This window comes from Sphingobium sp. WR1, from assembly GCF_059693745.1.
The window spans coordinates 452978-465341 of sequence record NZ_JCATID010000001.1 but is presented as its reverse complement, the minus strand read 5'-3'; the positions used below and the strand labels follow the sequence as shown (position 1 = coordinate 465341).

The window sequence follows — 12364 nt, the reverse complement described above, 5'->3', positions numbered from 1 at the left end:
TGATCAACCCGGCTCTAGCCGGAGATCGCCATGGCTACGCCGGCGAACCTACACCACCCCGTGGGACACGACCGGCTGTGGCTGTTCCATCGAACAGGATAGACCAGATGAAATCCAACATTGGAAGCAGTAGTCCGGCCATCGGGCTGCGAGGCCAAATTCCGAGTCGATGAAAAGGCGGATTGGGGTGGTTAGGGGACCGTCCNACCGGCTGTGGCTGTTCCATCGAACAGGATAGACCAGATGAAATCCAACATTGGAAGCAGTAGTCCGGCCATCGGGCTGCGAGGCCAAATTCCGAGTCGATGAAAAGGCGGATTGGGGTGGTTAGGGGACCGTCCGCATTTCATTCCCCTCCCGCTTGCGGGAGGGGCAGCGAGACTTGGGCTGCGTAGCAGGCCATAGTCGCAGCGGGGTGGGCTATTACCGCGTGGCGCTAAGCCCACCCCCTAACCCCCTCCCGCAAGCGGGAGGGGGAACATGTCCACTTCTGGTCGCTTCCGGCCTGATCAAATTTGTCCGCCCTCCCCGTCGGGCGGCTCTTGTCAGGCTGGCGGTGAGCGGGCACACCATCGCGCACGACCATCATGACAAGAGGATTGCCCGATGCGCCTTCCCCTCCTGCTTGCCGCCGCCGCGCTGTTGCCCGTCGGCGCCGCCCCTGCTCAACAAGCCGCCCAACATGCCGGCCATCACCAGGCGGCCGACCCGATCGCCGCCGCGGTCGGCGCGCCCGGCCGCACGCCGGCCAATATCGCCCGCGACGCCTATCGCCACCCGGCCGAAACGCTCGCCTTCTTCGGCGTCGCACCGGGCCAGACCGTGGTGGAATATAGCCCCAGCGGCGGCTGGTATTCGGAAATCCTGGCGCCGCTGTTGAGCGGCAAGGGCACTTTCTACGCGCTGCAACCGACCGGCCGCTATCTGGATGGCTACAAGAATTTCCTCGCCGCCAAGCCGGACGTCTATGGCAAGGTGAAGCTGGTCGCCTATCCCGCGGAGACCGCCAGCATCCCGGCGAACAGCGTCGATACGGTGCTGACCTTCCGCAACGTCCACAATATGGTGATGAACGGAACCGAAGCGGCCACCTTCAAGGCGTTTTTCGACATGCTCAAGCCCGGCGGCACGCTGGGCATCGTCGACCATCGCCTGCCCGAGGACCGCGACGCCGCACTGGAAAAGAGCAGCGGCTATCTGAAGGTATCGACCATCCGCCGGATCGCGCAGGCCGCCGGTTTCGAATATGTCGGCGCGTCCGAAGTGAACGCCAATCCCAAGGACACGGCCGACTGGCCCAAGGGCGTGTGGACGCTGCCGCCGACGCTGAACCAGAAGGATGTCGACAGGGACAAATATCTCGCCATCGGCGAAAGCGACCGGATGACGCTGAAATTCCGCAAGCCGGCGGCGTAGACGACGCCCCTTTGCCTTGCGTGCGGGCGGAAGGGGGTTAAGGCGGGGGCGTGACCGCCCCTGCCCGCCCCCATCGCCCGCTTTTCGCCATCGGTCTGCGCCTGATCGCGGTCATCTGCCTCTCGGTCATGTTCGTCACCGTCCGGCTGGCGAGCGAACATGGCGTGCATGTCGTGGAATCGCTTTTCTACCGGCAGGCGCTGGCGCTACCGGTCGTGCTCGCCTGGATCGCGACGGCAAGTGGGCTGCAAACCATCCGCACCCGGCGCATCGGCGTCCATGCCAGCCGCATGATGCTGGGCCTGACCGGGATGCTGCTCAATTTCCTGTCCTATATCTTGCTGCCCCCCGCGGAGGCCGCGACGATCGGCTTCACCATGCCGATTTTCGGCACGATCCTGTCGGCGCTGATCCTGCGCGAAGCAACGGGCGTCCATCGCTGGAGCGCGGTGCTGATCGGCTTTGTCGGCGTGCTGGTGATGATCCGTCCCGACGCCGGCCATTTCCCGGTGCAGGGCGTCGTGGTGGCGATCGCCGCCGCCCTCGTCACCGCCAGCGTCAGCCTGGTGCTGCGGGAACTGGGCCGGACCGAAGCGGCGGGCGTGGTCGTCTTCTGGTTCACCGCCCTGTCGATGATCCCGTTGGGCATCGCCATGCCCTTCGTCGCGCAGGCGCATGATGCGACGACCTGGGGCCTGTTGCTGACGATCGGGCTGTTCGGCGGCATCGCGCAACTATGCCTGACCGCCGCGCTGCGCTGGGGGCCGGTGTCGGTCGTGCTGCCGATGGATTATAGCGCGATCATCTGGACCACGCTGCTTGGCGTGGCGATCGGCGAGGACTGGCCGATGGCGACGACATGGATCGGCGCGACCCTGATCGTCGCCAGCGGGCTCTATATCGCCTGGCGCGAACAGGTCCGCGCCAGTGCGGCCTTCAGCCAAGAAGTTCCGCTTCGAGGCTGATGTCCGCCTTCAACAGCTTGGAGATGGGGCAATTGGCCTTCGCCTTGCCCGCCAGTTCCTGAAAGGTCGCATCGTCCGCGCCGGGAATCGTCGCCTTGAGCGTCAGCTTGCTTGCGGTGACGGCAAAGCCGCCCTCCTGCTGCTCCAACGTCACGACCGCGTTCGTCTCCATCTTTTCCGCCGTCAGCCCGGCTTCGCCCAGGATCAGCGAGAGCGCCATGGTGAAGCAGGAGGCATGGGCAGCCGCGATCAGTTCCTCGGGATTGCTGCCGGGCTGTCCTTCGAAGCGAGTCGCAAAGCCATAGGGATAGGCGTCGAGCGCGCCGCTCTGGGTCGAAATCGCGCCCTTCCCGTCCTTGAGGCCGCCCGTCCAGACCGCCGAACCGCTGCGATTGATCTTCATGCCGATGCTCCTTTTTGATGAGCCGGGGAACCCCGTCGGTCCCCCATGGTTGCCATAGAATAGAGTATTTCATGCAGGAGAGTGACAATGACTGACCTGACGATGGAAAATCGTGGCGACCTGATCGCATCCGACCGGGTCGAAGGCACCGCCGTCTACAACCGCCAGGGCGAGCGGCTGGGCAAGATCTCCAACTTCATGGTGGAAAAGCGCAGCGGGCAGGTTCGCTATGCCGTGCTGTCCTTCGGCGGCTTTCTGGGGATGGGCAATGACCATTATCCCCTGCCCTGGTCGATGCTGACCTATGCTGTCGACAAGGGCGGCTATGTCGTCGATCTGGACAAGCAGCTACTCGACAATGCGCCGCGCTACACGGAAGACCAGCGGCCCGATTATGACGACGGCTATGGCCGGAATGTCTATCAATATTATGGGCTTATCTATCCCTGGTAAGGGATGCCACCATGCTGAAAGGGCGTCCGGTCATGGACCGGGCGCCCTTTTCCATGTCCCGGCCCCGCCCCCTTCACCGGCTGCCCAATTTTCGACACATTTTGTCGCTTGCCAATTGTCTACTCTACTAATAGAGTTAAGTATCTTCTCGAAGAGAGGATAAGGAGATTCCATCATGGATCGATTCGGAAGCAGGAGCAGGACCCCGCAACCCGTCGTGCTGACGGTTCCGGGCCTCAACAATAGCGGGCCTGGTCATTGGCAGACCCGGTGGGAAGACAGCCGGGGCGATTGCCAGCGGGTCGATCTGGGCCGCTGGACCAGCCCCAATCGCAATGCCTGGGTCACGCGACTCGATGCAGCGATCCGCGAGATTGACGGGCCGGTCATCCTGGCCGCGCACAGCCTGGGCTGCATCACCGTCGCCTGGTGGGGCGCGTTGCAGAGCCAGGCCTATGGCTGGCCGGTGATCGGCGCGCTGCTGGTCGCGCCGCCCGATTGCGACCGGGTCGAGACGCCCGACACGATCGGCAATTTCGGTCCGGTGCCGCGATCGCAACTGCCCTTCCCGTCCATCCTCGTGGCGAGCCGGGACGACCCCTATATCTTTTTCGAGCGCGCCCACAGCATGGGCAAATATTGGGGCAGCCAGTTCATCGATGCCGGCCATTGCGGCCACATCAATGCCGAATCCGGCCTGGGCGATTGGCAGTTCGGGCAGGAATTGCTGGAACGGTTGATCGATGGCGGCCAGGCCGGGGGGCTGAACGCCGATCCCTGCCTTTCAGCCATAGGCGGGACCACGCATCGCCCGCCACCGACCGACTTGCACGCTTCGCGCTGAACCATCCGGGTGGGACAAGGCAAACTTGACCGCCCCTAATTTTTCATTTTTTGTCTACTTATAAAGTTGAGATAATAGGGCAGCAAGAGGTGCTCATGACGGACCAAAGACCGATAGATTTTCGTAACGGACGCAGCGAGGCGCAGCGCGTCGACATCATCGCCAGCATCGAGAAGGTGCGTGACGTGCTTCAGGATTTGCGTTTCGGATCGATCACGCTGACCGTGCATGACGCGCGGGTGGTGCAGATCGACGTGACCGAGAAGACGCGCCTCACCTCCTGATCGGAGGAAAGGGGGCAAGAGAATATCGGGCGGCAGATGATGCAGTCCGTGCGGCCTGGGGGTGAGCCGCGACAAGGGTCATCATTCCCATCCTGTCGGCTTTGACCGGACCACCGGAAACGCCGCGATCATCAACCACCGGACAGCCGGATAGAAGGGGAATATCATGATTGCGCGTTTTCTGTTGCTCGCCAGCGTGGCGGGCGCTTCCATTGTCGTGCCTGGCGCTCATGCGCAGGACAGCGTGCCCGAACCTGCCGTGGAGGGTGCCGAGCAGACCAATATTCGCGGCGAGGTGATCGTCGTCACCGCTCGCCGCCGGCAGGAAACCGCGCAGGAAGTGCCGCTGGCCATCTCGGTCGTCAAGGGCGACAGCATCGAGGCCACCGGAAACTTCAACATCGTGAAGCTCCAGCAGCTTGCGCCCACGCTTCAGGTCTACACGACCAATCCGCGCAACACATCGGTCAACATCCGTGGCCTTGGCGTGCCGTTCGGCCTGACCAGCGACGGCTTCGAACAGGGTGTGGGCATCTATGTCGACGATGTCTATAATGCGCGCGTCGCCGCCGCGACCTTCGATTTCCTGGACGTCAACCAGGTCGAAGTGCTGCGCGGCCCGCAGGGCACGCTCTACGGCAAGAACACCACGGCCGGCGCGATCAACATCACGACCAACCAGCCGACCTTCGATTTCGAGGGCCGCGCCGAACTGACCGTCGGCAATCTCAACTACAAGCAGGCGAAGGCCGCCGTCTCCGGCCCGCTGTCGGACACGATCGCCGCCCGCATCGCGGTCGCCGCGACCAGCCGCCGCGGCACGCTCTACAATGTGACGAGCGAACGCTGGATCAACGAGCAGGATAATCTGGGCATTCGCGGCCAGTTGCTGTTCAAGCCGACCGAGAATTTCAGCCTCACCCTGTCGGGCGATTATAGCAGGCAGGATCCCGAATGCTGCGGCACGGTCTATGTGCGGGTCGGCACGACCCAGCGCACGGCCACCCGCCAATATGACGCGCTGGTCGCCGCGATCAACGCCGCCAATCCGGGCCGTAACTATGCGACGCCCAGCACCAATCCCTATGATCGCCTGACCGACCTTGATTCCAACCTGAACGCCGGCAACAAGATCGGCGGCGTATCGGCCAAGGCGGTCTGGAACGTCGGCCCCGGCACGCTGACCTCCGTCACGGCTTGGCGCTTCTGGGACTGGAAACCGGAAAATGATCGCGATTTCACCGGCCTGTCGATCGTGTCCAGGTCGCAGAATCCCTCCCAGCAGGACCAGTATAGCCAGGAATTCCGCTATAATTACGAAAGCCAGAAGATCGACTTCGTGGTCGGCCTGTTCGGCTTCAAGCAGCGGATCGATACGCAGGGCACCGAGCAACAGGGCGCCGACGCCAGTCGGTGGAGCCTGACCGGCGCGCAGGCGAACGACCCGAGCATCCTCAACGGCTTGACCGCCAGCAATACGCAATGGCTCAAGAGCACCAGCGCGGCGCTGTTCGGCCAGCTGAGCTGGAAGGTGACGGACGCCCTGACCATCCAGCCGGGCGCGCGCCTCAACTATGACAAGAAATCGGGCTTCTATCAGCGCGTCGTGACCAACGGTCAGGGCCAGGTCATCTCCTGCACCCCGACGCCGGCCGCAGGATCGGTGCTGGCGGCGCAGTGCGGCGTCTATCAGCCGCAGGTCAGCGCCCCGTCCGACAGCGCCTGGAACTTCACCTATGACCTCAACGTCAACTACAAGGTCGCGCAGGACGTCCTCGCCTATGCGACCTATGCCAAGAGCTTCAAGACGCTGGGCATCAACCAGAATGGCCTGCCGCTCAACGCGGACAATAGTGTGAATTACGACGCCGGGACGGTGAAGCCGGAATCGGTCAACCATTATGAAATCGGCCTCAAGACCCAGTTCTGGGATCGCCGCGCGACCTTCAACCTCACCGCCTTCCGCACCGACATCAAGAATTTCCAGGCGACGGTGAATGGCGGCCAGTTCGGCACCGTGCGCGGCTACCTCGCCAATGCGGAAAAGGTCCGGTCGCAGGGCATCGAGGCGGACTTCAAGGTCGTCGCCAGCGAACGCTTCACCGCCTATGCCAACGGCGCCTATACCGACGCCAAATATAAGAAGTTCACCAACGCCCCCTGCCCGCCCGAGCTGTCCGGAGGCACGTTGCAACCGGCCAGCGCCACGCCCGACTATTCGCAGCCGGGCGTTCCCGGTGCGCTCAGCCCGCGCCAGTGCGATATTTCCGGGCAAGACCTGCCCGGCGTCTCGAAATGGGCCTTCTCCTACGGCGCGGAATATAACATCCCGGTCACGCTGCTGGCCAAGGAAGGCCAGATCTATCTGGGCGTCGACGGCAATTACCGGTCGCACTGGAATTCGAATGCATCCCCGTCGATCTACACGGAGGTGAAGGGCTATGCGCTGACCAACATCCGCGCCGGTTTCCGCGGCGAAGGCTTCGACATTTTCGGCTGGGTCCGCAACGCCTTCGACGTGAACTATATCGAAAATCTCCAGGTCGCCCCCGGCAATACCGGCCTGATCGCCGGCCAGCCCGGCGACCCGCAGACCTGGGGCGGCACGATCAAATTCTCGTTCTGACAGCTCACCCCCCGTGGGCGCGGCTTGCCGCGCCCACAACCCATAAAGGGAGGAGGAGCGGCATATCCATGCCGCTCCTCCTCCCCTCCGGCATTTGCGCCCCGCCCGCCGCTGGGGTAGAGCGCCCTCATGTCCACGACCTTCACCATCGACACCGCGACCAGCCGCGCCAATCCCACGCCCGCGCCGATGAGGCGCCTGACCGTGCCCGCCATCCAGCGGCGCAAGTTCGAAGGGAAGACGGATGAGCCGCTGGTGATGCTGACCGCCTACACCGCGCGGCAGGCTCAGCTGCTCGATCCGCATTGCGACATGCTGCTGGTCGGCGATTCGCTGGGCCAGGTGATCTATGGCCTGCCTTCCACCCTGCCCGTCACGCTCGACATGATGATCGCCCATGGCGCGGCCGTGGTGCGCGGCAGCTATCATAGCCTGGTGCTGGTCGACATGCCCTTCGGCAGCTATGAAGGCTCCCCGGCGCAGGCCTTCGCCAGCGCCAGCCGGGTCATGGCCGAAACCGGCGCGGCCGGCGTGAAGCTGGAGGGCGGCGAGGCGATGGCTGAGACGATCCGCTTTCTCACCCAGCGCGGCATCCCGGTGATGGCGCATGTCGGCCTCACCCCGCAGGCGGTGAATGCGCTGGGCGGCTATGGCGCGCGCGGCAAGAGCCAGGAGGAACATGCCAAGATATTGGGTGACGCCCGCGCCGTGGCGGCGGCGGGCGCCTTTTCCATGGTGGTCGAGGGCGTGATGGAGGAATTGGCCGACATCATCACGGCCAGCGTCGATGTGCCGGTGATCGGCATCGGCGCGTCGGCCCGCTGCGACGGGCAGGTGCTGGTGGCGGAGGACATGCTGGGCATGTTCGAGCGCACGGCCCGCTTTGTGAAGCGCTATGACAATATCGCCGAAACGATCAGCAATGCCGCCGCACGCTATGCCGCCGATGTGCGCAGCCGGGCCTTTCCCACCGACGAACAGGTCTACCGGCCCAAAAATTGATTTGCCTGTGGCATAAGCGCCGCTATTGATCGCGCCTTCCGGCAGAGTTTTCTGACCCATTTCTCGGAGATTCCCGTGGCACTCACGCCGCAAAACAGCGAAGCCTTCATGCGCGAGGTCGACGAGGCCGTCCGTCAGGACCGGCTTCTGACCTTCTGGGAACGCTATGGCCGCGCCCTGTTGGTTGTGGTCGTCCTTGGCCTGGCCGCATTTGGTGGCTGGCTCTACTGGCAGCATTACAGCAAAACCCAGTCCGAGGCCGTCTCCGAACAGATGGATACGGTGCTGACCGCTGCCGTGGGCGGCGGCACGCCCGACGCCAAGCAGCTCGACGCGCTGACCAAGGCCAGCCAGCCGGGCTATCGCGCCTCGGCCCTGCTGACCAAGGCAGGTGCGGCCGCGCGCAAGGGCGATGCCAAGAACGCGATCGCCGTCTACAGCGCCATGGCGGCCGATACCGGCCTGGACCAGCCCTATCGCGACCTGGCGCTGATCCGTCAGACCGCGCTGGAATATGATGGCCTGAAACCCCAGCAGGTGGTGGACCGGCTGAAGCCGCTCGCGGTCGAGGGCGCGCCCTGGTTCGGCAGCGCCGGCGAACTGGTCGCCATCGCCTATATGAAGATGGGCAAGACCGACCTCGCCGGCCCGATGTTCGCGGCGCTGGCCAAGGACGCCAATGTGCCCCAGTCGATCCGTTCACGCGCCCGTCAGATGGCTGGTGTCATGGGAATCGATGCGGTCGAGATTCCGGCAGAGCCGAACGAAGGATAAGCGAGTAGATGGTGAGCATGAAGAGGCTGGCGCCGATCGGGCGTAGCGTGACCATGGTGGCGCTGATCGCGCTGATCGCGGGTTGCGGCATCGTCGGCGGTAAAAAGGGCGGCCCCAAGACTCCGGTCGTCGGCAATCGCGTTTCGATCCTGACCAACGAACAGGGCGTCGAGGTGGAACCGTCGCTGGCCGACGTGGCGGTCAGCCTGCCCGCCCCCTATGTTAACGACAGCTGGTCGCAGCCGGGTGGCGATCCGTCCAAGGCGATGGGCCATGTGTCGCTCGCCGGTTCGCCGAGCCAGGCCTGGACCGCCTCGATCGAGGGTAGCTCGCCGCAGGCGCGCCTCGCCGCATCGCCGGTCGTATCGGGCGGCAAGCTGTTCGTGGTCGACGCCGGTGCGCATGTGATCGCGTTCGACGCGGCGAGCGGCGGCAAGCTGTGGCAGACCAGCCTGCCGGCTGAAGGCAGGGGCAATGGCCGCGCGCTGTTTGGCGGCGGCGTCAGCGTGCTGGGCGACCGGCTGTTCGCTAGCACCGGTCTGGGCGATGTGTTCGCGCTCAATGTCGCCGACGGCGCCATCGTCTGGAAGAAGCATCCGGGCGGCCCGCTGCGCGGCGCGCCGACGCTGGAAAATGGCCATGTCTATGTGATGGGCCAGGACAACCAGATTTTCGCGCTCAACCAGAGCGACGGCGAAACCCAGTGGACCGACAGCGGCACATTGCAGGTGACGGGCATTTTCGGCGTCGCCGCCCCGGCCGCCGCGCAGGGCACGGTGATCGCGGGTTACAGCTCGGGCGAAATCACCGCCTATCGCTATGAAAATGGGCGCAGCCTGTGGGGCGACGCGCTGTCGCGCACCAGCATTTCGACGGCAGTGGCGACGCTGACCGATATCGACGCCGATCCAGTGATCGATCGTGGCCGCGTTTTCGCGATCGGCCAGGGCGGCCGCATGGCCAGCTATGAACTGACCAGCGGCCAGCGCCTTTGGGAAATCAACATCGCCGGCATCTCCACCCCCTGGGTGGTGGGCGAATGGGTGTTCGCCGTGACCAGCGACGCCAAGTTGCTCTGCGTCGCGCGCGCCACCGGCAAGATCCGCTGGATCAGCCAGCTGCGCCGCTGGCAAAAGGAAAAGAAGAAGGACAAGGCGATCCGCTGGACCGGCCCGGTGCTGGCCGGCGGGCGCCTGATCGTCGTGTCGACGCGCGGCGAGATGGTCTATGTCGATCCGGCGAACGGCAATGTGCAGGCGACCGTGGATATGGACAGGTCCATGTCGCTGTCGCCGATCGTCGCCAACAACATGCTCTATGTGCTGGCGGATGACGGAAAACTGACGGCGTTCCGCTAAGGTCGACATTCATGCTAAGCGTGCTCCTGCGAAGGCAGGAACCCGGTTTCTCGCCTGAGGATTGGGTTCCTGCCTTCGCAGGAGCACTGCTTTTTAATTCGGAAGGAATGCGGGCATGTTGCCCACGGTAGCGATTGTCGGGCGGCCCAATGTGGGCAAGTCCACCCTGTTCAACCGCCTGGTCGGCAAGAAGCTGGCGCTGGTCGACGACCAGCCTGGTGTCACCCGCGACCGGCGTGAGGGGCAGGCGAGCCTGCTGGGCCTCGACTTCACCATCATCGACACCGCCGGATATGAGGATGAAGACCCGCAATCCCTGCCCGGCCGGATGCGGATGCAGACGCAGGCGGCGGTCGAGAATTGCGACGTCGCGCTGTTCGTGATCGATTCGCGCGCGGGCATCACCCCGCTGGACGAGGAAATCGCCCGCTGGCTGCGCGAAGGCGATGCGCCGGTCGTGCTGCTCGCCAACAAGGCGGAGGGCAAGGCGTCCGAAGCGGGCGTGATGGAGGCGTTCGGCCTTGGCCTGGGCGAGCCCATCCCCTTTTCCGCCGAACATGGCCAGGGTCTGGCCGATCTGTTCCAGGCGCTGCTGCCCCATGTCGAGCGCGAGGATGAGGAGGAGCCGGAACTCGAAGAGGGCGACGAGGATTTCGAGTCCGTTCCCCTGAAGCTCGCCATCGTCGGCCGTCCCAATGCCGGCAAGTCGACGCTCATCAACCGGCTGCTGGGCGAGAACCGTCTGCTGACCGGCCCGGAAGCCGGCATCACCCGCGACAGCATCGCCGTCGACTGGAGCTGGACCAGCCGCGAAGGCGTGGAGCGCCCCGTCCGGCTGATCGACACGGCCGGTATGCGCAAGCGCGCCAAGGTGCAGGACAAGCTGGAAAAGCTCGCAGTGTCGGACGGGCTTAACGCCGTCAACTTCGCCGAAGTCGTCGTGCTGCTGCTCGACGCGACCCGAGGGCTGGAGGCGCAGGATCTGCGTATCGCCGATAAGGTGCTGGAGGAAGGCCGCGCCCTCGTCGTCGCGCTCAACAAATGGGATACGGTGGACAATGGGTCGGCCCTCTATCAGGGCATCAAGCAGGCGCTGTCGGACGGGCTGGCGCAGGTCCGCGGCGTGCCGATCATGACCGTGTCGGCGGCGACCGGCAAAGGCCTGGACGACCTGATCCATGTCGCCTTCGAGACGCGGACCGCCTGGTCGCAGCGCATCTCGACCGGCGTGCTCAACCGCTGGTTCGAGCGCGCGCTGGAGGCCAATCCCCCGCCGGCGCCGGGCGGCAAACGGATCAAGCTGCGCTATATCACCCAGAACAAGACCCGCCCGCCGACCTTCGTGCTGTTCGGCACGCGACTCGACGAACTGCCCGAAAGCTATCGCCGCTATCTGGTGAACGGCATCCGCAAGGAACTGGGTTTCGGGGCGGTGCCGGTGCGGTTGACGCTGCGGAGCGCCAAAAATCCCTATGGCACCAAGTGAAGACGCGCCGTTGCATGTGAACGCCAGGGGCATGAAATGCCCCTGGCCCGCCCTGCGCGTCGCGCGGGCGATGCGGGAAGCGGACGCCATCATCATCGAGGCCGACGATCCGATAGCGCCCACCGAACTGGCGGCGCTCGCCCAGCAGAATCGCTGGGATTTTGCCGCGCTGGGTGAACATCGTTTCTCGCTGCGGCGGAGTTGCGGCGAGACGCCTTAACCCGCCGTTTACACGCAAGGTCTATTTTGGCCCTGCACATAAGGGAGTGGCGGGTGCCTCATCTACAGACAGAGCTGGTGGACTGGACCGAGTTTGCGCGGACGCGGAGCGAGCTGGGCAGTGCTTTCCTGCGCATCCTGGGCTATTTCCGCGAGGATGGGGTCAAGTCTATTCACGCGATCGAGGAGGCTTTCCGTGCCCGCAACGCAGCGGCTCTGGTGACGCCCGCCCACACGCTGAAGGGCGAATCCGCACAGTTCGGCGCGCATCGTCTGCGCGCCATGGCCGAAGAGATCGAGATGACCGCCCGCCGCTGCGTGGAAATGCGCGAAGGCCCGGAGGAACTGATCGAAACCGTCGTCGCTCTACGCCCCTGTTTCAGCGAGACGATGGCGCTGCTGGATCGCGACGCCAATCCGCTGGTGGCGCGCCGCCCCACCACCTTTGGCCGGCGCGTCGAAACGCCCACGACCGGCTTCGGACGCGCAGGCTAGAGCGCGCTGCGTTAAATCGGACGCAGGACGCGTGCGCTA

13 protein-coding genes are annotated in these 12364 nt (G+C 64.5%); 12 read left to right on the top strand and 1 reads right to left on the bottom strand.

Going from position 1 to position 12364, the window contains the following annotated elements; all coding sequences use genetic code 11:
- Nucleotides 1-606 precede the first annotated feature (606 nt).
- Nucleotides 607-1416: a class I SAM-dependent methyltransferase gene (locus tag AC58EF_RS02345; protein ID WP_497274148.1), complete on the top strand. Its 810-nt coding sequence runs from the start codon at nucleotides 607-609 to the stop codon at nucleotides 1414-1416.
- Between the two features lie 89 nt (nucleotides 1417-1505).
- Nucleotides 1506-2381 (top strand): DMT family transporter, encoded by an 876-nt coding sequence (locus AC58EF_RS02340; RefSeq protein ID WP_497274185.1) that lies wholly within the window; start codon nucleotides 1506-1508, stop codon nucleotides 2379-2381.
- Here the strand turns inward: AC58EF_RS02340 and AC58EF_RS02335 are convergent.
- The gene (locus AC58EF_RS02335) at nucleotides 2353-2784 is read right to left on the bottom strand and encodes an OsmC family protein (protein WP_497274146.1); all 432 of its coding nucleotides are present in this window, start codon (nucleotides 2782-2784) and stop codon (nucleotides 2353-2355) included. The two genes, AC58EF_RS02340 and AC58EF_RS02335, sit on opposite strands and share 29 nt — an antisense overlap.
- Before the next feature lie 87 nt (nucleotides 2785-2871).
- Here AC58EF_RS02335 and AC58EF_RS02330 point away from each other — a divergent pair, with 87 nt between their 5' ends.
- The 10 genes from AC58EF_RS02330 (at nucleotide 2872) to AC58EF_RS02285 (ending at nucleotide 12325) form a co-directional block, all read left to right on the top strand.
- Complete coding sequence (locus AC58EF_RS02330; protein WP_497274145.1) at nucleotides 2872-3237, top strand: PRC-barrel domain-containing protein; 366 nt, start codon at nucleotides 2872-2874, stop codon at nucleotides 3235-3237.
- Between the two features lie 175 nt (nucleotides 3238-3412).
- Nucleotides 3413-4081, top strand: a complete 669-nt coding sequence (locus tag AC58EF_RS02325; protein WP_497274143.1) for an RBBP9/YdeN family alpha/beta hydrolase — start codon at nucleotides 3413-3415, stop codon at nucleotides 4079-4081.
- Nucleotides 4082-4176: 95 nt separating this feature from the next.
- The gene (locus AC58EF_RS02320) at nucleotides 4177-4365 is read left to right on the top strand and encodes a YezD family protein (RefSeq protein WP_179041856.1); all 189 of its coding nucleotides are present in this window, start codon (nucleotides 4177-4179) and stop codon (nucleotides 4363-4365) included.
- Nucleotides 4366-4531: 166 nt separating this feature from the next.
- Entirely contained in the window at nucleotides 4532-6991 is a 2460-nt protein-coding gene (locus tag AC58EF_RS02315) for a TonB-dependent receptor (RefSeq protein WP_497274141.1), read from the top strand.
- Between the two features lie 129 nt (nucleotides 6992-7120).
- On the top strand, nucleotides 7121-7993 hold the full coding sequence (gene panB, locus AC58EF_RS02310; RefSeq protein WP_497274140.1) for a 3-methyl-2-oxobutanoate hydroxymethyltransferase: 873 nt from the start codon (nucleotides 7121-7123) through the stop codon (nucleotides 7991-7993).
- A 75-nt stretch (nucleotides 7994-8068) separates the two neighbouring features.
- Nucleotides 8069-8767, top strand: a complete 699-nt coding sequence (locus AC58EF_RS02305; protein WP_497274139.1) for a tetratricopeptide repeat protein — start codon at nucleotides 8069-8071, stop codon at nucleotides 8765-8767.
- An 8-nt stretch (nucleotides 8768-8775) separates the two neighbouring features.
- Entirely contained in the window at nucleotides 8776-10125 is a 1350-nt protein-coding gene (locus tag AC58EF_RS02300; protein ID WP_497274137.1) for an outer membrane protein assembly factor BamB family protein, read from the top strand.
- A gap of 115 nt (nucleotides 10126-10240) precedes the next feature.
- Nucleotides 10241-11611: a ribosome biogenesis GTPase Der gene (gene der, locus AC58EF_RS02295; protein ID WP_497274136.1), complete on the top strand. Its 1371-nt coding sequence runs from the start codon at nucleotides 10241-10243 to the stop codon at nucleotides 11609-11611.
- A complete protein-coding gene (locus tag AC58EF_RS02290) occupies nucleotides 11598-11831 on the top strand; it encodes a sulfurtransferase TusA family protein (RefSeq protein ID WP_497274134.1) in 234 nt (77 codons plus the stop codon). Before der ends, AC58EF_RS02290 begins: the two co-directional genes overlap by 14 nt.
- 53 nt (nucleotides 11832-11884) lie before the next feature.
- Entirely contained in the window at nucleotides 11885-12325 is a 441-nt protein-coding gene (locus tag AC58EF_RS02285) for an Hpt domain-containing protein (protein ID WP_497274132.1), read from the top strand.
- The last annotated feature ends 39 nt before the right edge of the window (nucleotides 12326-12364 follow it).

Excerpts from the sequence above, each read along its gene's own strand:
- AC58EF_RS02320 (WP_179041856.1), top strand. The coding sequence starts at position 4,177 with ATGACGGACCAAAGACCGATAGATTTTCGTAACGGACGCAGCGAGGCG.
- AC58EF_RS02290 (WP_497274134.1), top strand. The coding sequence starts at position 11,598 with ATGGCACCAAGTGAAGACGCGCCGTTGCATGTGAACGCCAGGGGCATG.
- AC58EF_RS02335 (WP_497274146.1), bottom strand. The coding sequence starts at position 2,784 with ATGAAGATCAATCGCAGCGGTTCGGCGGTCTGGACGGGCGGCCTCAAG.
- AC58EF_RS02325 (WP_497274143.1), top strand. The coding sequence starts at position 3,413 with ATGGATCGATTCGGAAGCAGGAGCAGGACCCCGCAACCCGTCGTGCTG.
- AC58EF_RS02315 (WP_497274141.1), top strand. The coding sequence starts at position 4,532 with ATGATTGCGCGTTTTCTGTTGCTCGCCAGCGTGGCGGGCGCTTCCATT.
- AC58EF_RS02300 (WP_497274137.1), top strand. The coding sequence starts at position 8,776 with ATGGTGAGCATGAAGAGGCTGGCGCCGATCGGGCGTAGCGTGACCATG.
- AC58EF_RS02330 (WP_497274145.1), top strand. The coding sequence starts at position 2,872 with ATGACTGACCTGACGATGGAAAATCGTGGCGACCTGATCGCATCCGAC.
- AC58EF_RS02345 (WP_497274148.1), top strand. The coding sequence starts at position 607 with ATGCGCCTTCCCCTCCTGCTTGCCGCCGCCGCGCTGTTGCCCGTCGGC.
- panB (WP_497274140.1), top strand. The coding sequence starts at position 7,121 with ATGTCCACGACCTTCACCATCGACACCGCGACCAGCCGCGCCAATCCC.
- der (WP_497274136.1), top strand. The coding sequence starts at position 10,241 with ATGTTGCCCACGGTAGCGATTGTCGGGCGGCCCAATGTGGGCAAGTCC.